Raw genomic sequence first — 22,157 nt, 5'->3', positions numbered from 1 at the left:
ATAATACCTCTTTCGACATAAGATAATTCTCAGACAACAATGAAAAATTGCTCATCAATTAATTAACAGTAAAAATTAACTGCTGCATACCAAAAACCAATATCCTTAAAACAAGCCGGTAACACAATAGCCGTCATGAGTATAATGCCTTGGGAAAACAAGAATTTAAAAAAATATATAATGCTATATTTATTTGTTGAACAACCGACAACTTTAATAGAATAATCTCATCAGACCACTCATAAAACTATCTTTGCATAGGGATGCAAGTACAACCACTGCGTAAAAACGAAGGAAGGAGATAGTTTTCTGAGTCATATAACCTGAGAGTAAAATAATGAATAAAGTATCAATGTTGTTAGCCATCGGTAGTTTGTCGGTCTTGTTATCCGGGTGTGTAATTGCACCTCCGCAAGGCCACGAAGCATATGCCAAAAACCTTGAGCAGCAAGGTTGCACGCAGGTAGAAGATGCCAATGGCACCTGTGGTAATAATCCGCAACACCACCACAAACATCACCATCAGGATAAAAACATGATTACCCGCGATGGCATCACACTACCCGCATGCGCAGACATCCCCGACGCAAGCCAGGCCGATAATGGTTCCCGCTGCTGGTATTAATGGCGTTACATGAGATTCACCGTCTCACCGCATTTTTATCGCCCTGCCATTCATCAATTTATTTGTGCAAGCAGCATGAATAAAGATGGCGGAATAATATTTCCCTGAGCAACACGAATATTAACACTGCCGAAAACGAAAAATCCTGTCGTTATTTTTCTTTTGGCAGATCAAAAATTGAGAGTTAAAAAGATGAAAAGTAAACAGATTACAGCAGCACTCATTATGGTGTTCGGGGGACTCTATTTTCATAGTGCTTTTGCTATCAGTGAGTCTTATCGGGCACAACTGGAAAATTCGGGTTGTACACAGGTTAGTGAAACAAACGGAACATGCAACCCTCATCATTCTAAGCAACAGAATGCCGCACAAGCGAACCGCCACCACCAGGCAGATCCCGACGCCGCGGCTGACGTCGCCCGCACAATTGACCGCCACATTGCCGGAAAGTATCAGGGGGAAGCGGTAGATTATATGGAGGCCCAGGGATGGCAATCGCAAAACGAAGAACGCACCCACTGGCGCAAATCCGGCTTGACCGCCAAATTCGATATGAACCAGAGTAACGGAAAGGTGATGGGGGTCATCGTACAGTAATCCTCCGTCAGGCTGCATTGGTAGGCAAAACGTATAACGCCCGTCATTAAATCAGCCATTTTTTCCCGATAGCCGGGAAAATTGTTGTAAAATGCGCGGCCTCATGTGATGGCCGCGTTTTTTTGCGCGCTATTTAATCAACGAGTTTTGGAGATAAAGGAAAAATTGAATAATTTCAATACTCTGAAACTGTCCCTTCTGCAACGCAAGGAGGTGGGTCTCGAATGATCGGTAGACTGCTTCGCGGTGGTTTTATGACCACCATTTATGCTTATCTGTATATTCCAATCATCATCTTGATTGTGAACTCCTTTAACAGCTCGCGCTTTGGCATCAACTGGCAAGGGTTTACCACTAACTGGTACAGCTTATTGCTCAACAACGACAGTCTGCTTCAGGCTGCACAGCATTCACTCACGATGGCCGTTGTCTCGGCAACCTTTGCCACGCTCATTGGTTCGCTCACCGCCGTCGCACTGTATCGCTACCGTTTTCGCGGCAAACCTTTCGTCAGCGGCATGCTGTTTGTCGTCATGATGTCGCCGGACATCGTCATGGCCATTTCCCTGCTGGTGCTGTTTATGCTGCTTGGCATTCAACTGGGGTTCTGGTCGCTGCTCTTCTCCCACATCACGTTCTGCCTGCCGTTTGTCGTCGTGACCGTCTATTCACGTCTGAAAGGCTTCGATGTACGGATGCTGGAAGCCGCAAAAGATCTGGGCGCCAGCGAAGTCACCATTCTGCGCAAGATCATTTTGCCGCTGGCCATGCCCGCCGTGGCGGCCGGTTGGTTACTGAGTTTTACCTTGTCGATGGATGACGTCGTGGTGTCGTCATTCGTGACCGGACCGGGGTATGAGATTTTACCGTTGAAGATCTATTCGATGGTGAAAGTGGGCGTATCACCCGAGGTGAATGCGCTGGCCACGATATTGTTAGTTCTGTCGCTGGTGATGGTCATTGCCAGCCAGCTTATTGCTCGTGATAAAACGAAGGGCCGTTAAGGCCCGTAATTCAGGGGACGTTAAATGAAAAAATGGTCACGCCACCTGCTTGCCGCGGGTGCTCTGGCACTGGGCATGAGCACTGCTCACGCCGCTGATAACAACACACTCTATTTCTACAACTGGACCGAGTATGTTCCGCCAGGACTGCTTGAGCAGTTCACCAAAGAGACTGGCATTAAGGTTATCTATTCGACCTACGAGTCGAATGAGACCATGTACGCCAAGCTCAAAACGTACAAAGACGGTGCCTACGACCTGGTGGTTCCTTCCACCTACTACGTCGACAAAAATGCGTAAAGAGGGCATGATCCAGAAGATCGATAAGTCGGCGTTAACCAACTTCAACAATCTCGACCCTGAGATGCTCAACAAGCCGTTTGACCCGAACAACGACTACTCAGTCCCCTACATCTGGGGTGCCACGGCGATTGGCGTCAACAGTGAGACGATCGACCCGAAAACCATCACCAGCTGGGCCGATCTGTGGAAGCCGGAGTACAAAGGCAGTCTGTTACTGACGGATGATGCGCGTGAAGTGTTCCAGGTGGCGCTGCGTAAACTGGGCTATTCAGGCAACACGACCGATCCGAAAGAGATTGAAGCGGCCTACAACGAGCTGAAAAAGCTGATGCCAAACGTGGCGGCGTTTAACTCTGATAACCCGGCTAACCCGTATATGGAAGGCGAAGTGAATCTGGGAATGGTGTGGAACGGTTCTGCCTGGGTTGCGCGTCAGGCCGGTACGCCGCTGGAAGTGGTTTGGCCGAAAGAAGGCGGGATCTTCTGGATGGACAGCCTGTCGATTCCGGCAAATGCCAAAAACAAAGGAAGGCGCGCTGAAGCTGATTAACTTCCTGCTGCGCCCGGATGTCGCAAAGCAAGTGGCGGAAACCATCGGGTACCCGACGCCTAACCTGGCGGCCCGTAAACTGTTAAGCCCGGACGTCGCTAACGATAAATCGCTGTACCCTGATGCAGAAACCATCAAAAAAGGGGAATGGCAGAATGACGTTGGCGCGGCCAGCGCCCTTTATGAAGAGTATTACCAGAAGCTGAAAGCAGGACGCTAATTCAGTTAATGCGTGAATGCCTGATAGCGTTTCGCTTATCAGGCATTCTGTCCGCGCGATTGCAGGCCGGGTAAGGCGAAGTCACCACCCGGCAACAACTCACATTACAAGTCTTTCAACAACTTCTCGACAAACTCCGGCACCACCTGACTCGCCGGGCCGTAATACTTCTCTTCAAATTCGCTGCCTACCTGGCTCGGTTCAAGGTTTAGTTCGATCGTATGTGCGCCGTGCAGTCGCGCTTCATGAACAAAACCTGCAGCCGGATAAACGTGGCCCGAGGTGCCAATCGCGATAAAAATATCTGCCATCGCCAGCGCCATATAGATGTCATCCATCCCCAGCGGCATTTCGCCAAACCACACTACATGCGGGCGCAACGGCGCCGGGAACTGGCAACAGTGACACTTATCGTCGGGGGTGACATCGCCTGTCCACTCAAGGATCTGCCCGCTCTGGGAACAGCGCACCTTCAACAACTCACCATGCATGTGGATAATATTCTCGCTGCCCGCACGCTCATGGAGATTGTCGATATTCTGCGTCACCAGTAAGAAGCGATCGCCGAGGGCCTCTTCCAGTTTTGCCAGTGCAATATGTGCCGCATTAGGCTGAATTTCGGATTGCTGCAGTTGCTTTCGACGCGCGTTATAAAATGACTGGACCAGTGTAGGGTTGCGCGCAAATCCTTCCGGGGTCGCCACATCTTCCACGCGATGCTCTTCCCAGAGACCATCGGCGGCACGAAACGTACGAATGCCGGATTCTGCTGAGATCCCTGCCCCTGTAAGTACTAATACTCTTGGTTTTTCCATCACTTCCGGCACCACTCTGTCTCTGAAAAAGATCCGTTGACGCAGGCGTTCGCGTAAATGGCGTTTGTTTTTACGAAAACGAGTTAATCGATGACCCCGACGCGACTGCATAACAACCTCTTTTGATTAGTCGGTAAGATGTAAGAAGGCGGCGCCGCGCATTCCCCCCGCATCCCCATGTCGTGCTCGTTCAATACGCGGCACCCGGGCGACGGGCAAGAGATGTTGTGGCAATCGGTCCGCCAACTGCGTTGTTATCGCTGTGAAATTCGATAAACCGCCGCCGATCACGACCAGGTCGGGATCGACAATAGTCAGGATATTGCCCAGACAGACCGCTAATAAATCCAGATAGCGTTCAACGTGGGCTCGCGCCTGAACATCACCCTGCTCCCACAGCGTAATGATTTCAGGAGCCTGCAAAGGTTGATGATAGTAATGCTGATACAGCCATGCAAATCCACGGCCGGAAAGATAGTTTTCGATACAGCCCAGTTGCCCACAGCCGCAGCGGCGCAACGGGAAGTCAAACCCCATCAGCGTGAGCGCATCCACCGGTAAGCGGATATGACCAAACTCACCGGTAATGTAGCTGTGTCCGGCGATCGATTTTCCATTGGTGACCAGACCGCCGCCAACACCGGTGCCGAGGATCAGCCCCATCACCAGCGGATACTGCGTAAATTCATCGTCCCAGGCTTCGGAGAGGGCAAAACAGTTGGCGTCGTTATCCAGGCGAACATCGCGATCCAGGCGAGCGCTAAGATCGGCACGCAGAGGTTTGCCGCTGGCGGCAGGCACATTAGCGGCGTACAACGTGCCGTCCGCCGTCTCTGGCATGCCGGGAATACCGATGCCGACGCTGCCTTTCTCGCCAAATCGCGCATCGGCCTCAGCGACCAAATCACACACGGCATTCAGAAAAGCCTCATAGCTGTCGCGGGGGGTTGGCACACGCTTTTCCCACTGCAAATGCCGTTTGTTATCAAACACACCTAACGCAATTTTGGTCCCGCCAATGTCAAACCCGTAATACATCGCCGCTCCTTGTTTCTGTGTACCGCAGTTACTGGCCGCTGAGAACCCGCGCTGGATCGATATTACTGGCGCGCCGCGCCGGATACCAACTGGCTAACAAACTCAGCAACAATGCCGTGACCAGCACGTAAAGGACATCCAGCCAGTGTAATTCGGATGGCAGGAAGTCGATAAAATAGATATCCCCGGACAAGAACTGATGACCCGATAATCGTCTCAATACCTTCGATGATGGGGTCAGTTGCCAATGAAACGACAACGCCGATAACCACCCCACACAGGCTGCCAAACAGACCCGCCAGTAATCCATACCAGACGAAAATGGCGCGAATCAAACCGTCTTTGGCGCCCAGCGTTCTTAATACGGCAATATCGCCACTCTTGTCTTTTACCGCCATCACTAAAGTCGACACGATATTTAAAACAGGCCACGCCGATCACCAGCACCATCGCCAGATACATAATGGCGCGGATCATCTGAATATCGCGGTACATATAGCCGTAAGTCCCAATCCAGCTTTTAATGTAAACATAGCTATTGGTGACTTCGCCCGCGTCACGCACCAGTTTGTTGGCGTTAAAGACATCGTTAACTTTGATCGCAATACCGAAACACTGGATCCCATCTCCAGAGTACTGTTGTAGACATCGGTCATCGGGATTCATCGCAAAGCTGTGATCAAGCTGGCCGCTCAGGTGCAAAATCCCCGCGACATGCAAGCGTATGCGTTTGGGCTGCATCAGTTTATGATCCGCATTCGAATTTGGGATCATGATCGAGACCCAGTCGCCCTGTTTGACTTTCAGGGCATCTGCCACGCCTTTGCCGATAATAATTTGCTGTTCACCGGCCTTAAAGTTATCCCAGGCATGGTTCTGCACAAACGAGGGAAGCGCGCTCAACTGCTGTTCCTGTTTAGGATCTACCCCTTTCACCTGAATGGCGCGCAGATTAGCGCCGCTCTCTACCAGTCCGGTAAAGTTGATGTACGGCGCTGCCGCCGCAATACCCGGTACCTTCTGCACGTTCTCCAGCGCTTCACGCCAGTTGGTCCAGGGCTGATTAACCGCTTCGATTTCACCGTGCGGAACCCACCGCCAGAATACGGTTGTTCAGCTCACGTTCGAAACCGTTCATCGCGCTTAAACCGACGATCAGGACCGCCACTCCCAGCGCAATGCCGATAGTAGAAATCACAGAGATCAGCGAGACCATGCCGCCGCGCCGACGACCACGGCTAAAACGCAGCCCAATCAATAACGATAAAGGCGAAGCCATTACTCTGCTCCCATCAGGCTCAATTCCGCCGTCAGGCGACCGTCACGCATTTCAAGCTGACGGTTCATCCGTTTCGCCAGTTGCAGATCGTGGGTGACGACCAAAAATGCGGTGCCCTGAGAACGGTTCAACTCGCCCAAAAGCTGGAAAATACTGTCGGCGTTACGCGCATCCAGGTTCCCCGTGGGTTCATCCGCCAGCACCAGTCGTGGTTTGTTGACCAGCGCACGCGCAATCGCCACACGCTGGCGCTCGCCGCCGGAAAGCTCAGAAGGACGGTGACTGGCGCGATGATCCAGTCCCACCGCTTTCAGCATTTCACGTGCGCGTTCGCTGATTTCCGCCGGTTTCTTTTTGCCGATCAGTAACGGCATGGCAACGTTTTCCAGCGCGCTGAAATCCGGCAGCAGATGGTGGAACTGATAGATAAAACCGAGCTTCTGATTGCGCAGCTCCGCTTTTGCGGTCGAGGAGAGCTTACTCATCGGTTGGCCGCTAAATATCACATCGCCCGAGGTCGGCGTATCCAGTCCGCCCAGCAGATGCAGCAAGGTACTTTTGCCCGAACCGGAGCTGCCACGATTCGCCATCATTTCGCCTTCACCTACGGTCTAAAGCTGAACATCATGCAGCACGTTCGTGTTTCACCGTGCTTCCTGATAGCGTTTGCACAGGTTGTCGCATTGCAACAGGATCTTATTCATAACGTAAAGCCTCAGCGGGTTGAGTGGCGGCAGCGCGCCAGGAAGGATAAAGCGTAGAAAGCAGTGCGATGGCCATTGCCACCAGCGCGATGACAATAACCTGCAGCGGCTCGATGGCCACAGGCAGCGCGGCGCCGTCCAGTATCGCGCCGATCACCGGCATCAGGTTATTCAACTGACTGGCAAGTAATGCGCCCAACGCCGCCCCCAGCAGCGCGCCGATAATACCGGCACTCGCGCCCTGAACCATAAAGACCATCATGATTTGGCGCGGCGTCAGCCCCTGCGTTTGCAAAATAGCCACTTCCCCTTGCTTCTCCATCACCATCAAGCCCAGCGAGGTAATAATATTGAATGCGGCGACCGCCACGATCAGGCTCAACAACAGCCCCATCATGTTCTTTTCCATTCTTACCGCCTGGAACAGCTCGCCTTTACGCTCACGCCAGTCCTGCCATTTTGTCCCTGCCGGCAATGTTTGCTGGCTGAGGGTGTCGACTTTCAGCGGTTCATTCAGCCACAAACGCCAGCCGGTGATATTCCCCGCCGGGTAGCGCATCAGACGCGAGGCATCCTGAATATTGACCAGCATCTGGTAGCCATCGACCTCGCTGTTCGCCGCGAACGTGCCAATCACCGTAAATAAGCGCTGGCTTGGCAGGCGTCCCATCGGGGTAAACTGGCTGGCGGAAGGCACCATCACGCGAATTTGATCGCCGCGATTCACCCCCAATTGCCCGGCGAGCTGCTCGCCAAGGATGACATTATACTTGCCCGCTTCGAGGGAGGTTTGCTTCACATTGACCAGATACGGCGTTAATGGATCTTTTTGCGCCGGATCGATGCCCAGCATGACCCCAACCGCCACACTGCGCGCACTTTGCAGGACGACATCTCCCGTCGTCAGAGGCGCAATACGATTCACGCCACTTAAGGCAACGGCTTTTTCCGGTAATTGTTGAGGATTGAGGGAACCCTGCTCAGACGAGAGAATTGCCTGAGGCATCAGGCCAAGGATGTTGTTTTGCAGTTCACGTTCAAAACCGTTCATGACCGACAATACCGTCACCAGCGCCATCACCCCAAGGGTAATGCCAATGGTGGAAAGCCAGGAGACAAAGCGGCCGAAGCGATCTGCTGCACGCCCACGCATGTAGCGCAGGCCGATGAATAGAGCGACAGGTTGATACATGAAATCCGTCTGGTTGCGGTTAGCAAAGTCACGAGTATATAAGCGAAAGCGGAATGGGTAAATGACTGAGCCGCAAGTGTTCGTCAGTGTTATTCCTAAAAGTATCCACAAATCAACTTACTAAAGTGACCCGCTACGCGCCCTCATCCCGACCTGATCTTTATCTTAAAAATACAAAAAGCAGATTGTTACCCATTACAGCAACGCGCATGACCCGCAGGATCGCAGGCTATGTCGAGCAATACGGGTAGGCTGTCTTTATGAAACAAAAAGAATTATGGATTAACCAAATCAAAGGGTTATGTATTTGTCTGGTGGTAGTCTATCACTCGGTCATCACCTTCTACCCTCACCTCACCACCTTCCAGCATCCGTTTTCGCAGACGCTGTCTAAATGTTGGATCTATTTCAATCTCTACCTTGCGCCATTTCGTATGCCCGTTTTTTTCTTTATCTCTGGGTATTTGATCCGCCGTTATATTGATGCGGTCCCCTGGAAGGGGTGCGTGGAAAAACGCATCTGGAGCATTCTGTGGGTCTTCGCGCTGTGGGGCGTTGTGCAATGGCTGGCATTAACCTCGCTTAATCACTGGCTGGCGCCTGACCGGGATATCAGCAGTAGCGCAAATGCGGCCTACGCCACCAGCGTAAACACTTTCTGCGCGGGATGTTCACTGCCAGTACCAGCCTGTGGTATCTGTATGCGCTGATAGTCTATTTTGTCCTGTGTAAACTCTTCGCCCGCTGGGCAAAGCCGCTGTTTGCCGTTTTTGTCTTACTGAGCGTCACTATCAATTTTCTCCCGACGCCGTGGTGGGGGATGAACAGCGTGATCCGTAATCTCCCCTGGTACAGCCTCGGCGCCTGGTTTGGCGCGCCGCTCATGGCGGGGATTAAACAGACACCTCTGCGACGTCATCCCGTCGCGCTGGGTATTCTCGCCCTGGCAGCCGTTGCCACATGGCTGGCAAACATCGCACTACTTCTTTCATTTGTTTCAATTGTACTGATCATGAAAGCGTTTTATCAGTTCGAGCAGCGTTACGGCATGCGTTCTTCCGGTCCGCTCAACGTCATCGGTTCTAACACCATTGCTATCTACACCACCCACCGAATTCTGGTTGAAGCGTTCAGCTTAACCCTGATCCCGAAACTGAATCAGGCGTCATGGTCACCGCAGATTGAGCTCGCTCTGTTGCTTACCTATCCCTTCCTCAGTCTGCTGCTTTGTACTCTGGCGGGGCTTGCCGTGCGTACCCTATCGCAGAACGTCTTCGCCGATCTCTTGTTCTCCCCCCTTCCCGCCTGGCCGTCACGAGCCCATCAGCGTAAGTTTTTCGCCCCTGTACGGGGGCGAATCATTTGCTAATGAGTTGATGATCAAGGATAATAAAGAGCATTGCTTATCAGTCATATGCCCCCATAGAGTGGTGTATACCCAAAAGAGATCCTGACAACCGAATGCCTGAACAACAACGTTATACTCTGCCGACGAAAGCCGGCGATCAGCGCCAGTTGGGTGAGCTTACTGGTGCTGCTTGCGCCACACAGGTCGCGGAGATTGCCGAGCGTCACGCGGGCCCCATCGTGCTCATTGCGCCGGATATGCAGAACGCCCTGCGTCTGCATGATGAAATTGGCCAGTTCACCGATCAGATGGTGGATGAATCTGGCAGGACTGGAAACGCTCCCCTACGGACAGTTTTTCGCCGCACCAGGAGATCATCTCCTCGCGTCTCTCTACCCTGTATCAGTTGCCGTCGATGCAACGCGGCGTACTGATCGTGCCGGTCAATACCCTGATGCAGCGCGTCTGCCCGCACAATTATCTGCATGGTCACGCGCTGGTGATGAAAAAGGGGCCAGCGATTGTCGCGCGATGCTTACGCGCACAACTGGAGAGCGCCGGATATCGTCATGTTGATCAGGTTATGGAGCACGGAGAATACGCCACCCGCGGCGCGTTACTGGATCTGTTCCCAATGGGCAGCGAGCAGCCTTACCGCCTCGATTTCTTTGATGATGAGATAGACAGCCTGCGTCTGTTCGACACCGACACCCAACGTACGCTGGAAGAAGTTGAGGCGATTAACCTGCTGCCTGCGCACGAATTCCCGACGGACAAAGCGGCCATTGAGCTGTTCCGTAGCCAGTGGCGCGATACCTTTGAGGTGAAACGCGATCCTGAACATATTTATCAGCAGGTCAGCAAAGGCACGTTACCGGCGGGAATCGAATACTGGCAGCCGCTGTTCTTCAGCGAGCCGCTGCCGCCGTTGTTTAGTTACTTTCCGGCGAATACGCTACTGGTGAACACCGGGGAACCTGGAAAACAGCGCAGAGCGCTTCCAGGCCGATACCCTGTCACGTTTCGAAAATCGCGGCATTGATCCAATGCGCCCGCTTTTACCGCCGGAATCGCTCTGGCTACGCGTTGATGAACTTTTTTCCGAGCTTAAACGTTGGCCCCGCGTACAGCTCAAAACCGAACATCTTCCGGATAAAGCCGCCAATACCAATCTGGGTTTCCAGAAACTTCCCGACCTGGCGGTGCAGGCGCAGCAAAAAGCCCCGCTGGATGCCCTGCGTAAGTTCCTGGAAGCCTTTACCGGTCCGGTTATTTTCTCCGTAGAAAGCGAAGGTCGCCGGGAAGCTCTCGGTGAACTGCTTGCCCGCATCAAAATTGCGCCTAAACGAATTTTACGTCTGGATGAAGCGAAGCGATTCGGGCCGTTACCTGATGATTGGCGCTGCGGAACATGGATTTATCGACACGCAGCGTAATCTGGCGCTGATCTGCGAAAGCGATCTGCTCGGTGAACGCGTCGCGCGGCGTCGTCAGGATACCCGCCGGACCATCAACCCGGATACGCTCATCCGCAACCTGGCCGAGTTGCATCCGGGTCAGCCTGTCGTCCACCTTGAGCATGGCGTCGGTCGCTATGCCGGGATGACCACGCTGGAAGCCGGCGGCATCACCGCTGAATATCTGATGCTCACCTACGCCAATGACGCCAAATTGTATGTACCGGTCTCGTCGCTGCACCTGATCAGCCGTTACGCAGGCGGTGCGGAGGACAATGCGCCGCTGCATAAACTGGGCGGCGACGCGTGGTCGCGCGCCCGGCAGAAAGCGGCGGAAAAAGTGCGCGATGTGGCGGCAGAATTACTGGATATTTATGCCCAACGCGCGGCTAAACAGGGCTTCGCCTTTAAGCACGATCGTGAGCAATACCAGTTATTCTGCGACAGCTTCCCGTTTGAAACCACGCCTGACCAGGCGCAGGCCATCAATGCGGTCCTCAGTGATATGTGCCAGCCGCTGGCGATGGACCGTTTAGTCTGCGGTGATGTCGGTTTTGGTAAAACCGAAGTGGCCATGCGCGCCGCGTTTCTGGCGGTGGAAAACCACAAACAGGTGGCGGTACTGGTGCCGACCACCCTGCTTGCCCAGCAGCATTTCGACAACTTCCGCGATCGCTTTGCCAACTGGCCGGTGCGTATTGAGATGCTCTCTCGCTTTCGTAGCGCCAAAGAGCAGACGCAAATCCTTGAGCAGGTCGCCGAGGTAAGATCGAATATTTTGATCGGCACCCACAAACTGCTGCAAAGCGATGTAAAACTGAAAGATTTAGGCCTGCTGATTGTCGACGAAGAGCACCGTTTTGGTGTCCGCCACAAAGAGCGCATCAAAGCCATGCGCGCCGACGTGGACATTCTGACGCTGACGGCGACGCCGATCCCGCGTACGCTGAATATGGCGATGAGCGGTATGCGCGATCTCTCTATTATCGCCACCCCGCCCGCTCGTCGTCTGGCGGTCAAAACCTTTGTCCGTGAATACGACAGCCTGGTGGTGCGTGAAGCGATCCTGCGTGAGGTGCTGCGTGGAGGCCAGGTGTACTACCTGTACAACGATGTGGAGAATATTCAGAAAGCGGCGGACCGGCTGGCGGAACTGGTGCCCGAAGCCCGTATCGCGATTGGTCACGGACAGATGCGCGAACGCGAGTTGGAACGCGTGATGAATGACTTCCACCATCAGCGCTTTAACGTCCTGGTGTGCACCACGATTATCGAAACCGGGATCGACATTCCCACCGCCAATACCATCATTATCGAACGCGCCGATCATTTCGGTCTGGCGCAATTGCATCAGTTGCGTGGCCGTGTTGGTCGCTCGCACCATCAGGCGTATGCCTGGCTGCTGACGCCGCATCCAAAAGCCATGACTACCGATGCGCAAAAACGCCTTGAGGCTATCGCGTCGCTTGAGGATCTGGGGGCGGGCTTCGCGCTGGCAACGCACGATCTCGAAATTCGTGGCGCGGGGGAATTACTCGGCGAAGATCAGAGCGGCTCAATGGAAACCATCGGTTTCTCGCTGTATATGGAATTGCTGGAAAACGCCGTCGATGCGCTGAAAGCCGGGCGCGAACCGTCGCTGGAAGACCTTACCAGCCAACAGACGGAAGTCGAACTGCGTATGCCATCGCTGTTGCCGGATGATTTTATCCCGGATGTGAACACCCGTCTCTCGTTCTACAAGCGTATCGCCAGTGCGAAAAGCGAAAACGAACTGGAAGAGATAAAAGTTGAACTGATCGACCGTTTTGGTCTGTTGCCTGATCCCGCCCGCACGCTGCTGGAGATTGCCCGTCTGCGCCAGCAGGCGCAAAAAACTCGGCATTAAAAAGCTGGAAGGCAACGAGAAAGGCGGCATCATCGAGTTCGCGGAGAAAAACCACGTCAACCCCGTCTGGCTTATCGGTCTGTTGCAGAAACAACCGCAGCACTTCCGTCTGGACGGGCCAACCCGACTGAAATTTATTCAGGAACTGGGTGAACGTAAAACCCGCATTGAGTGGGTACGTCAGTTCATGCGGCAACTGGAAGAAAACGCCGTCGCGTAATAACTGCTCCGGGTGAGGTCAATCTTCACCCGGCGCAGGATTTACAAACTCTTTGCATTTCCCTGCACTTCCCGACATAGCCAGCCGTCATAATCCTCGTTTACGTTATCGCAACAATAACCCTGTGATTTACATGGATTTATAGTGATGAGATTACACATACGTTTTTCTCGCTGGCTGGCATTTTTTGCCCTCGCCGCGACCGTGGCGGTTGCGCTGCCTGCCAAAGCGAACACCTGGCCACTGCCTCCGGCGGGCAGCAACCTGGTGGGCGAAAACAAATTTCACGTCGTTGAAAACAACGGCGGCTCGCTGGAATCGATCGCGAAGAAATACAATGTCGGTTTTCTGGCGCTGTTACAGGCCAACCCGGGCGTTGATCCTTACGTTCCACGCGCGGGTAGCGTGCTGACCATCCCTTTGCAAACTATCCTGCCAGATGCGCCGCGCGAAGGGATCGTGATCAATCTGGCGGAGTTACGTCTGTACTATTACCCGCCGGGGAAAAACGCGGTCACCGTCTACCCGATCGGCATCGGTCAGCTAGGCGGTGATACGCTGACGCCAACGATGGTGACAACCGTCTCTGACAAACGCGCCAACCCGACCTGGACTCCAACGGCGAATATTCGCGCCCGTTACAAAGCGCAAGGCGTTGACCTCCCTGCCGTGGTCCCTGCCGGACCGGATAATCCTATGGGGCATCATGCGATTCGCTTAGCCGCCTACGCGGGGTTTATTCTGCCTGCATGGCACCAATGCCGAATTTTGGTATAGGCATGCGCGTCAGCTCAGGGTGTATTCGCTTACGTGACGGTGATATTGAGACATTGTTCCGCCAGGTTACGCCAGGGACAAAAGTGAATATCATCAATACGCCAATCAAAGCCTCTGTAGAACCGGGAGGTGTGCGTCTGGGTGGAAGTGCATCAGCCGTTGCGAAGAATCTGAACGATGACCCGCAGGTATTGCCCATTAACCTGAACAGCGCAATGCAGGCGTTTAAAGCTCAGCGCAGACGGACGCGGCGGTCATGGAGCATGTTATGGAAGTGCGTTCCGGTATGCCGGTGGATGTCACCCGCCATCAGGATGCCACACCACAGGCGATGTAGAGACTCAGCATATAAAAAACCCCGCAAACATCGCGGGTTTTTTTGTGGCAATTAAAGAGAGCATTGATGAGGGAGTCATGCTTATTTGTAAATAACCGCCGTTCCGTGAAGAGTGTTAGGACCGGTAACGGAAGTAATACGGAAGGATTTCGCCCCCATCTCATCCGCTTTCTGCGCCAGTTGATCTTCCAGAGAACCCAGGTTAGTCCCTGCATTCGCAGAGATGGTGCCCACTTTTGTTGACCGGCAGGGCGTAGCCTGAACTTCAACGGCCGCAAAGGCTGGCAAATGAAAGTTGAGCCTCAGAACAGCGGCAGCGATAAGGGTTTTTACGTTTTTCATGATAGTGACCTGTAGCAGATGAATGATGTCGTTAGCATTAACTTAACGATCGATAGGTAAATCATAGATGTGATCCAGGTCACACGTCAATGTATTTTTATAATGGTCGTTAGTTTAATTATAAATATCTTATTTTTCAGAGCAGTAAGATTAAATTATTTTTATTCTGAATACGCTGGAGACTGAGCGGGTTTATTTTTATAATGGTTGTTCAACAAACCCAACCAGGTACAACGGCACCATGACAACTACCCCGACAAGTTGCGCAAAAAAAAGCCGTGGCCGACCAAAAGTGTTCGACAGGGAAGCCGCGCTTGATAAGGCCATGACACTCTTCTGGCAACATGGCTATGAAGCGACATCGCTCTCCGACCTCGTAGAAGCAACCGGTGCGAAAGCGCCGACGCTGTATGCGGATATTACCAATAAGGAAGGGTTATTTCGCGCCGTGCTGGATCGCTACATTAGCCGTTTTGCCGCAAAGCACGAGGCTCAGCTTTTCTGCGAAGAAAAAAGTGTTGAATCGGCGCTCGAAGATTATTTCAACCGCCGTTGCGACCTGCTTTACCAGCAAAGAGACTCCCGCCGGATGCTTTATGATTAATACCTCCGCGACGCTGGCAGCCTCTTCTTCGTGATATTGCGCATACGGTCAAATCACGCCATGCGATGCAGGAACAGACACTGACCCAATTCCTCCGTCAACGACAAGAACGGGGCGAGATTCCGGCGCACTGCAATCCGCAGAGTCTGGCGGAATATCTGAACTGTATATTGCAGGGGATGTCGATAAGGCGCCCGCGAAAGGCGCAACATTTGAGGACGCTAATGGCAGATCACGCACACCACGCTAAAACTGTGGCTGAGCTGCTGAAATAGTCTGTCGGAGCTGGGCGTATCGAATTCACTCAATCGCCCATTCCTGATGGTCATCGCAGACATAAAAAAGCCCCTCAGCCTGAGCGAATGAGGGGCAAGTGTGCAGAGTAGAGCTATTTTTACGCTTTGTTAGTCAAAATGAGCTGGCCGTTATTATCCAGAGGGATCTGCGCACGCGGATCTTTGTCCATGCGAATCTTGCCCTGCTGGTCACCAATTTTGTAAGTGACATCATAACCCAACATTTTTTCAGACTTGTCATACACCGTTTTGCAACGCTGCTGGGTTGAGGTGTAGGTGTCATTGTTCTGCATTGAGGCCCTGGATCTGGTTACCTGCATAACCGCCGCCCAGCGCACCCACCACCGTAGCCACATCTTTACCACGTCCACCGCCAAACTGATGACCAATAACCCCCCCGGCAACCGCGCCAAGTACGGAACCGGCGACACGGTTTTCATCCTGTACGGGTTTACGGTGCGTGACCGTGACGTTATGGCACTCCTGACGTGGGATTTTAACCGATTCCTTAATCGGTGTTGCAGAAACAACCTGAGCATACTGCGGGCCACGTTCTAAGACATTAAGACCGGCGACAGCCGCGACGCCCAGCGCAGCCGCTACGCCAATCCCGATACCCGCCAACATTGATTTATTCACGGGAACTCCTCCTTTTTTGCTATTAGTAACAATTTTGCAACGGGTGGAGGAGTAAGCAAATCAGACAACGGATGAAAAGTAGGGGTTTGAGCGGCGAAACAGGAGGATTCGGAGTACTCCGAAGCGCATAACAAGGACTGGCGGGATAACGCCGTTAGTTTAAAACCGGGATATCCGGGGCGACCACCGGGTTTGGCGTCCCTCCGGGAACCAAATCCCGGTGTTTCCCCTCATTCATTGGCTTAAATGAACGGTGTTAACAGATGGGAGGATTTTCTGTAAAAACTCACCGGCACATATGGCCGGTGAGTAGAGGGATCATTAATGCAGTTTCAGACGTGGGCGAATCACACGGTTAATGCTGCCAACCAGCATCATCAACCCGGTTTTAAAGTAGCCGTGCAACGCAATCTGGTGCATACGATACAGCGAAACATAAACGAAGCGGGCGATGCGCCCTTCCACCATCATTGATCCGCGCGTCAGATTCCCCATCAGACTCCCCACAGTAGAGAAGTTGGACAGCGAAACCAAAGAGCCGTGATCTTTGTACTGGTACGCTTTCAGCGGTTTGCCGTTCATCTGCGCCAGGATATTGTTCATTGCACAGGACGCCATCTGGTGTGCTGCCTGAGCACGTGGCGGCACAAAGCCCCCTTCCGGACGCGCACAGGATGCACAGTCGCCAATGGCATACACGTCAGGGTCACGCGTAGTCTGCAGGGTCGGTTCCACCACCAGTTGATTGATACGGTTGGTTTCCAGACCGCCGATATCTTTCATAAAGTCTGGCGCTTTGATGCCTGCCGCCCACACCATCAGATCGGCTTCAATGTATTCGCCATCTTTGGTGTGAAGTCCGCCTTCATCAGCACTGGTCACCATCGTCTGCGTCAACACACGAACACCCAGCTTGGTCAATTCGCTATGCGCTGCGCCAGAAATACGCGGCGGCAGTGCTGGCAGAATGCGTTCTCCGGCCTCAACCAGCGTCACATTCAGCGCTTCGTTGGTCAGCCCTTTGTAGCCGTAACTGTGCAGTTGTTTCACCGCATTATGCAGTTCTGCCGAGAGCTCAACGCCGGTTGCGCCACCACCCACAATGGCGATGTTAACCTTACCGTTCGCCCCCAGGTTAGCAGAGTATTTCAAAAACAGGTTCAACATTTCGTGATGGAAACGACGCGCCTGATGTGGGTTATCGAGGAAAATGCAGTGCTCTTTCACGCCAGGCGTATTGAAGTCATTGGAGGTACTTCCCAGCGCCATCACCAGCGTGCCATAGGCGATTTTACGCTCCGGCACCAACAGCCTCCCCCTTTTTCATCGCGCAGTTCAGCAATGGTTATCGTTTTTGCTTCCCGATCGATATCCATCACCGACCCAAGCTGAAACTGGAAGCCATGATTGCGCGCATGCGCCAGGTAGCTCAGCGCATCAACACCTTCATCCAGCGAACCGGTCGCCACTTCGTGCAACAGCGGTTTCCACAGATGGCTGTGGTTTCTGTCCACCAGCGTGATTTTCGCTTTTTTCTTGCGGCCCAGTTTTTTGCCCAACTGCGTCGCCATTTCCAACCCGCCAGCACCACCGCCGACAATCACGATTTTTTTCAATGGTGTAGTCAAGGTGACCCCCTTAAATTTATTAACCAATTGTTAATTAAACGTTATAGGCATAGCCTTTAATTAACAACAAGTTACGACAATGAAAAGCGACTTCAACAATGAGAATAACACGAACGGTGCATTGGTCATACCAAAATTGATGTGCATCAAGTTTTCTCGCTGAAAAGTTAGACAACACTGGCAATACGCACAAAAAAACCAGCCCGAAGGCTGGTCTTGTAAAACAGTTTGGTCGTGTTAACCCAGGGTCTTAAAGGCTTTAATTCGCTGCAAATGAGACGAGATATTCTTGAACTTGTGGGTTTGTTCCTCATCCCACACAATTTCGTAGAAATGGTGCAACTCTTCTGACGAACGTTGGTTGTTCAAGGTTTCATCATGGCGAGAAAGGATCACCAGGCAACGATCGCGGTTCTTTTCCCGAAAGTTGGTTACGCACTTGGTGGCGATATCGGCGTACTCTTCAGGACGATCGATTTTGCCTTCCATGTTCTCATAGGGGAACAGATTAGGATTAAACACCACCTGGCGAATATCACAGAGAAAACCGATCCGTTCCGCCCAGTAGCCGCCAAGACCCACACCACAAATCAACGGGCGTTCGTCCACGTTGAGCTGCAACATTTTGTCCACTTCTTTAAGCAGATGCTGCATATCATGTTTAGGATGCCTCGTGCTGTAGCTGATCAGCCTGACATCCGGGTCAATAAATTGCAGTTGCAGCACTTTCTCGTGGTTACCCGGACTGTTAGAGTCAAAACCGTGTAAATAGATAATCATCGCATCCTCACCAAAACCCGACTCCCCTGACGGGAGTGTTAATGACCTGCTTTCTCTTCCTGCCAGCGTTCATGCAGTTGGACAAGCTGGGCCGCTGACGGTTTTCCAGCGCTCAGAATCCATGAGTTCCTGGCGCGAAAACGAACCTTTATGATACAAACGTGTAACACGTTCTGCATTGATCGGCGACAGATTATCTAACACGCTGACCGCACCTTTACGATTATTGCAGACCAGGATCATATCGCAACCTGCATCCAGTGAAGCCTGACCACGTTCTGCATAGCTGCCCATGATGGCCGCGCCTTCCATCGATAAGTCGTCGGAGAAAATCACGCCGTCAAATCCCAGTTCACCGCGCAGTACTGTTTTCAGCCAGTGCGCAGAGCCGCTCGCCGGACGCGGATCTACATCGCTGTAAATCACATGGGCTGGCATAATGGCATCGAGCTTGTTCCCGGTGATCAACGCCTGGAAAACAGACATGTCTTTGGCGCGGATTTCCGCTTGTGGACGGGGATCGCGAGGCGTTTCTTTGTGGGAGTCCGCCGTAACAGCCCCGTGACCCGGGAAGTGTTTGCCGGTGGTTTTCATGCCTGCGGCATGCATACCGTCAATGAAGCGCGTGGCCATGACCAACGCTTTTTGCGGATCGGCATGATAAGAACGCTCGCCAATGGCGGCGCTGATATGTCCGACATCAAGAACCGGGGCGAAGCTGATATCGATATCCATGGCGATCATTTCACTGGCCATCAGCCAGCCCGCCTCCTGAGCCAGCCTTCCGCCCTCTTCCAGCCCCTGCAACGCGGCAAAAGATTGCGCTGCCGGTAAGCGAGTAAAGCCTTCACGAAAACGCTGCACGCGTCCGCCTTCCTGATCGACCGCCACCACCAGATGATTGCGCGATGCCGCCCGAATTTGGCGCACCAGTTCACGCAACTGTTCCGGGTCATGGTAATACGGGTGAAGAGAATGAGACCGCCTACCTGCGGATGCGCCAGAATTTCGCGCTCTTCGGCATCCAGTTCAAATCCTTCAACATCCAACATTACTGGGCCCACACTGCTCTCCTTATCTTTTCGTTGTTAGCTGACGCCAGGTTTCATCGGCCAGCCTGATAAATTGGTGTTCACCGGTCTGCTGCCAGCGGTACTCAAACCACCCCGCTTTCAGCATCATCACCCAGGGATGCCATAATCTGACCTGCCGCCAGAGGCATCGGGGATCAAGATGCGCGCGCTCAGCGTAGGCGCCGATCAGCTGTTGATGCTGTAACGCATCATCCACCCACACCGCCGCCAGTTCCAGAGCAATATCGCCGTCTCCGGCATATTCCCAGTCAATCAATCGTAACCCTGACGCCGTGTGCACCAGATTGCCGCTATGGACATCCATATGCAAAGGCCCGAGACGCAGAGGGCGAGGTTCCCCCTCTCTTCGCAGCCGTTTTAACCGTCGTAGCCAGTCAGGCGTCCGACGAGCAGGATCGCAACACTGCCAGTAGTGCTCCAGCAACGGCAGCAGCGTGACCCGCCAGCCAAAGCACGGTTGCTGATGCAGATGATACAGCAAGCCCGCCAGCGCGTCGGCTTCCGGTAATCCGGATTTTACGTCGCCCGCTAAATAGTCCACGGCCATCCAGCCAGGCGTATAGAGTCGGGGACGGGTCACAAGCGTGGCGGGCAAGCGTGAGAGCGCCCGGTACTGCCGCAAAAAATGCGACTCCGGCGCCTGAGGATCATGGTGACAACGAAGAACCAGGCGATGGGTCGCATTTTCAATGATGACGCTCCCGCCGCTTAATCCGCTGTTGTTCGCGGCGACGGGATGATAGTGCGGGAAATAGCGCGACAACACCTCGTCGCGCGTCAGTCGGTTATTTTTGCTGGACTGCACCTTTACCCGACCAGATTATCTCGCCAGTTTGCACCAGCATGAGCTGCATTTGCAGCGTAGGAGCATTGACGTTACCCGTCGCGCTGGAATAGAGCACATATTGCGCGCCAACGTTGCGGGCAATCCCGATGGCTTTGCTGCGGGTTCCCAAACTGTCTTGCGGAGACAACCCTAACTGTTGTTTCGCCAGCGACAACTGCTGCACCGAGACCAGCGTAAATTTGCCGTTATTTGCCAGCGCATTGCGTAACGTTTCCGTCGCTTCACCCGCATTGAGGGAGCCATTGGTACGGTTGTTTACGCTGTCGACCAGCAGGACATTACCTGCCGCGATCCCCCCCGCCTGCAACATTTTTCCGACCATCGGCTGCATGGGCGCCGTTCAGTCATAATGACGAACGCGCGGCGCGGGTTGCGCAGTCTGATCTTCATGCTCTATGGGACCCGGTTGCTGAGGAATCGTCGGCACCGTCGGCACGACAGGCACCGGTTGCTCCGGCTGAGCTGGCTGTTCGGGTGTCGGTTTTACCTCATCGACCGGCGCGGGTTGTTCACGTTGGGCCACACAACCCGAGAGGAATATCGCCAGCGCGGCTACCAGTGCGTAGCGATGTATTTTAGTTATCAAGATTCACCTCTTACAAATAAAGATAAAGTCTAACTTTGTGCGCCCCCAGATAATTGGCGCTTCCGTATAGCGTAACCGACGAGTGCGCCGGGATCGTTACGCTACGCGGCTTCTCCAGAGGGTGCATTTCCAGCCCTCTGGCGTCATACCAATAAAAGCGATAATGAACGGTAACGGGTTCTTGTCTTTCGTTATAGAGTCGCGAGGAGGCAGAAGTCTGAATATCGGACGTCGTCAACGCCGGAGGCTCTGCGGTGATCCCCGCCGCCAGTAGCGTTGATTCCATGACCAGCGTCTGCTCATCACTCACCGGTATTTCAGGATGTGAACGGCAGCCAACGAGCAACAGCACCGCCAACGACAGCGCAACGCATCCTCTCGTCATCATCAAAGACCTTTATGCGCAAGCATTGGACCCAGCGCGCGGCCGCCTAACAGGTGCATATGGATGTGATACACCTCTTGTCCGCCATGGCGATTGGTATTCATAATTAAACGATAACCGTCAGCAGCAATACCTTCCTGTTCAGCGATTTTCGCCGCCACCGTGATCATCCGCCCCAGTGCCTGTTCGTGCTCAGCCGTAACGTCATTGACGGTGGGGATCAGGAGATTAGGAATAATGAGGATATGTGTCGGCGCCTGGGGAGAGATATCACGAAATGCAGTGACCAGATCGTCCTGATAAACGATATCCGAGGGAATTTCACGACGGATGATTTTGCTGAAAATAGTTTCTTCTGCCACGACGTTTTCCTTTTTCATAATTAGCCCTTACGTTTCACCATGCTACGCTGAGCCACATTGCGAGTATAGAGTATGAGCGAGTTACTCACGCTCTTTCAACTTTAACCCGCGATTTATTAAGTAAAAGCTCATCTGGTGCTGCGCTTATAGCCATTTCCCTCTCCCGACGCAAGCCCATCATTTCAGGCGCGCCGCCTGGCAGAAACAAAAAAGCCGACACACATCGTGTACCGGCTTTAG

12 protein-coding genes and 12 pseudogenes are annotated in these 22,157 nt (G+C 53.1%); 8 read left to right on the top strand and 16 right to left on the bottom strand.

The annotated features are described in order from the left end of the window. The first annotated feature begins 337 nt into the window (after positions 1-337). The 4 genes and pseudogenes from P2W74_RS10165 to potD all read left to right on the top strand — a co-directional run bounded on the left by P2W74_RS10165 (position 338) and on the right by potD (position 3,299). Positions 338-625 carry a hypothetical protein gene (locus P2W74_RS10165; protein ID WP_276294845.1) on the top strand — a complete coding sequence of 96 codons (288 nt, stop codon included), beginning with the start codon at positions 338-340 and terminating at the stop codon, positions 623-625. Positions 626-817: 192 nt separating this feature from the next. Then, a complete protein-coding gene (locus P2W74_RS10160; protein ID WP_276294844.1) occupies positions 818-1,222 on the top strand; it encodes a hypothetical protein in 405 nt (134 codons plus the stop codon). Positions 1,223-1,446: 224 nt separating this feature from the next. Further along, positions 1,447-2,226 carry a spermidine/putrescine ABC transporter permease PotC gene (potC, locus tag P2W74_RS10155; protein ID WP_192612477.1) on the top strand — a complete coding sequence of 260 codons (780 nt, stop codon included), beginning with the start codon at positions 1,447-1,449 and terminating at the stop codon, positions 2,224-2,226. A 24-nt stretch (positions 2,227-2,250) separates the two neighbouring features. Continuing rightward, a pseudogene (potD, locus tag P2W74_RS10150) lies at positions 2,251-3,299 on the top strand (spermidine/putrescine ABC transporter substrate-binding protein PotD). Positions 3,300-3,403: 104 nt separating this feature from the next. Here potD and cobB read toward each other — a convergent pair. From cobB to lolC, 7 genes and pseudogenes are all read right to left on the bottom strand, one after another. Further along, positions 3,404-4,225 carry a Sir2 family NAD+-dependent deacetylase gene (cobB, locus tag P2W74_RS10145; protein WP_276294843.1) on the bottom strand — a complete coding sequence of 274 codons (822 nt, stop codon included), beginning with the start codon at positions 4,223-4,225 and terminating at the stop codon, positions 3,404-3,406. A 15-nt stretch (positions 4,226-4,240) separates the two neighbouring features. Further along, positions 4,241-5,152, bottom strand: a complete 912-nt coding sequence (gene nagK, locus P2W74_RS10140; RefSeq protein ID WP_276294842.1) for an N-acetylglucosamine kinase — start codon at positions 5,150-5,152, stop codon at positions 4,241-4,243. A gap of 28 nt (positions 5,153-5,180) precedes the next feature. Next, positions 5,181-5,550 (bottom strand): annotated as a pseudogene (locus tag P2W74_RS23560) (FtsX-like permease family protein). Positions 5,551-5,773: 223 nt separating this feature from the next. Beyond that, positions 5,774-6,178, bottom strand: a pseudogene (locus P2W74_RS23555) (ABC transporter permease); the annotation flags it as partial. 52 nt (positions 6,179-6,230) lie between these two features. Then, on the bottom strand, positions 6,231-6,431 hold the full coding sequence (locus tag P2W74_RS23550) for a hypothetical protein (protein ID WP_412767224.1): 201 nt from the start codon (positions 6,429-6,431) through the stop codon (positions 6,231-6,233). After that, positions 6,431-7,135 (bottom strand): annotated as a pseudogene (gene lolD, locus P2W74_RS10130) (lipoprotein-releasing ABC transporter ATP-binding protein LolD). The gene P2W74_RS23550 and the pseudogene lolD overlap by 1 nt, the downstream one beginning before the upstream one ends. Next, positions 7,128-8,327 carry a lipoprotein-releasing ABC transporter permease subunit LolC gene (gene lolC, locus P2W74_RS10125; protein ID WP_276294841.1) on the bottom strand — a complete coding sequence of 400 codons (1,200 nt, stop codon included), beginning with the start codon at positions 8,325-8,327 and terminating at the stop codon, positions 7,128-7,130. Before lolC ends, lolD begins: the two are co-directional and overlap by 8 nt. Positions 8,328-8,587: 260 nt before the next feature. On the opposite strand from lolC, the pseudogene P2W74_RS10120 reads away from it, so the two are divergent. From P2W74_RS10120 to ldtC, 3 pseudogenes are all read left to right on the top strand, one after another. After that, positions 8,588-9,696 (top strand): annotated as a pseudogene (locus tag P2W74_RS10120) (acyltransferase family protein). Between the two features lie 92 nt (positions 9,697-9,788). Next, a pseudogene (gene mfd, locus P2W74_RS10115) lies at positions 9,789-13,240 on the top strand (transcription-repair coupling factor). 147 nt (positions 13,241-13,387) lie between these two features. Further along, positions 13,388-14,354 (top strand): annotated as a pseudogene (gene ldtC / locus P2W74_RS10110) (L,D-transpeptidase LdtC). 81 nt (positions 14,355-14,435) lie between these two features. On the opposite strand, the gene bhsA reads toward ldtC, so the two are convergent. Beyond that, a complete protein-coding gene (bhsA, locus tag P2W74_RS10105; RefSeq protein WP_276294840.1) occupies positions 14,436-14,696 on the bottom strand; it encodes a multiple stress resistance protein BhsA in 261 nt (86 codons plus the stop codon). 241 nt (positions 14,697-14,937) lie between these two features. On the opposite strand from bhsA, the pseudogene P2W74_RS10100 reads away from it, so the two are divergent. Continuing rightward, a pseudogene (locus P2W74_RS10100) lies at positions 14,938-15,570 on the top strand (TetR/AcrR family transcriptional regulator). Positions 15,571-15,694: 124 nt separating this feature from the next. On the opposite strand, the pseudogene P2W74_RS10095 reads toward P2W74_RS10100, so the two are convergent. The 8 genes and pseudogenes from P2W74_RS10095 to hinT form a co-directional block, all read right to left on the bottom strand. Beyond that, positions 15,695-16,235 (bottom strand): annotated as a pseudogene (locus tag P2W74_RS10095) (glycine zipper 2TM domain-containing protein). 321 nt (positions 16,236-16,556) lie between these two features. Beyond that, positions 16,557-17,863 (bottom strand): annotated as a pseudogene (gene ndh / locus P2W74_RS10090) (NADH-quinone dehydrogenase). Between the two features lie 237 nt (positions 17,864-18,100). After that, on the bottom strand, positions 18,101-18,643 hold the full coding sequence (gene ycfP, locus P2W74_RS10085; protein ID WP_276294839.1) for an alpha/beta hydrolase YcfP: 543 nt from the start codon (positions 18,641-18,643) through the stop codon (positions 18,101-18,103). Between the two features lie 38 nt (positions 18,644-18,681). After that, positions 18,682-19,707: pseudogene (gene nagZ, locus P2W74_RS10080) on the bottom strand (beta-N-acetylhexosaminidase). 10 nt (positions 19,708-19,717) lie between these two features. Then, positions 19,718-20,542, bottom strand: a complete 825-nt coding sequence (thiK, locus tag P2W74_RS10075; RefSeq protein ID WP_276294838.1) for a thiamine kinase — start codon at positions 20,540-20,542, stop codon at positions 19,718-19,720. Further along, positions 20,523-21,167: pseudogene (gene lpoB, locus P2W74_RS10070) on the bottom strand (penicillin-binding protein activator LpoB). The gene thiK and the pseudogene lpoB overlap by 20 nt, the downstream one beginning before the upstream one ends. Positions 21,168-21,180: 13 nt before the next feature. Next, positions 21,181-21,555, bottom strand: a complete 375-nt coding sequence (locus P2W74_RS10065) for a YcfL family protein (RefSeq protein ID WP_203361262.1) — start codon at positions 21,553-21,555, stop codon at positions 21,181-21,183. 2 nt (positions 21,556-21,557) lie between these two features. Further along, positions 21,558-21,917: a purine nucleoside phosphoramidase gene (gene hinT, locus P2W74_RS10060; RefSeq protein WP_276295166.1), complete on the bottom strand. Its 360-nt coding sequence runs from the start codon at positions 21,915-21,917 to the stop codon at positions 21,558-21,560. Positions 21,918-22,157 lie beyond the last annotated feature (240 nt).

Origin of the sequence: Citrobacter enshiensis (genome assembly GCF_029338175.1) — a bacterium.
GTDB lineage: Bacteria > Pseudomonadota > Gammaproteobacteria > Enterobacterales > Enterobacteriaceae > Citrobacter_D > Citrobacter_D enshiensis.
Note: the sequence above shows the minus strand (reverse complement) of the source record. Positions and strands in the feature narration are given on the sequence as shown.

Coding starts and splice junctions, on each gene's coding strand:
- P2W74_RS10165 (WP_276294845.1), top strand. CDS start 338: ATGAATAAAGTATCAATGTTGTTAGCCATCGGTAGTTTGTCGGTCTTG.
- P2W74_RS10160 (WP_276294844.1), top strand. CDS start 818: ATGAAAAGTAAACAGATTACAGCAGCACTCATTATGGTGTTCGGGGGA.
- potC (WP_192612477.1), top strand. CDS start 1,447: ATGATCGGTAGACTGCTTCGCGGTGGTTTTATGACCACCATTTATGCT.
- cobB (WP_276294843.1), bottom strand. CDS start 4,225: ATGCAGTCGCGTCGGGGTCATCGATTAACTCGTTTTCGTAAAAACAAA.
- nagK (WP_276294842.1), bottom strand. CDS start 5,152: ATGTATTACGGGTTTGACATTGGCGGGACCAAAATTGCGTTAGGTGTG.
- P2W74_RS23550 (WP_412767224.1), bottom strand. CDS start 6,431: ATGGCTTCGCCTTTATCGTTATTGATTGGGCTGCGTTTTAGCCGTGGT.
- lolC (WP_276294841.1), bottom strand. CDS start 8,327: ATGTATCAACCTGTCGCTCTATTCATCGGCCTGCGCTACATGCGTGGG.
- bhsA (WP_276294840.1), bottom strand. CDS start 14,696: ATGAAAAACGTAAAAACCCTTATCGCTGCCGCTGTTCTGAGGCTCAAC.
- ycfP (WP_276294839.1), bottom strand. CDS start 18,643: ATGATTATCTATTTACACGGTTTTGACTCTAACAGTCCGGGTAACCAC.
- P2W74_RS10065 (WP_203361262.1), bottom strand. CDS start 21,555: ATGACGAGAGGATGCGTTGCGCTGTCGTTGGCGGTGCTGTTGCTCGTT.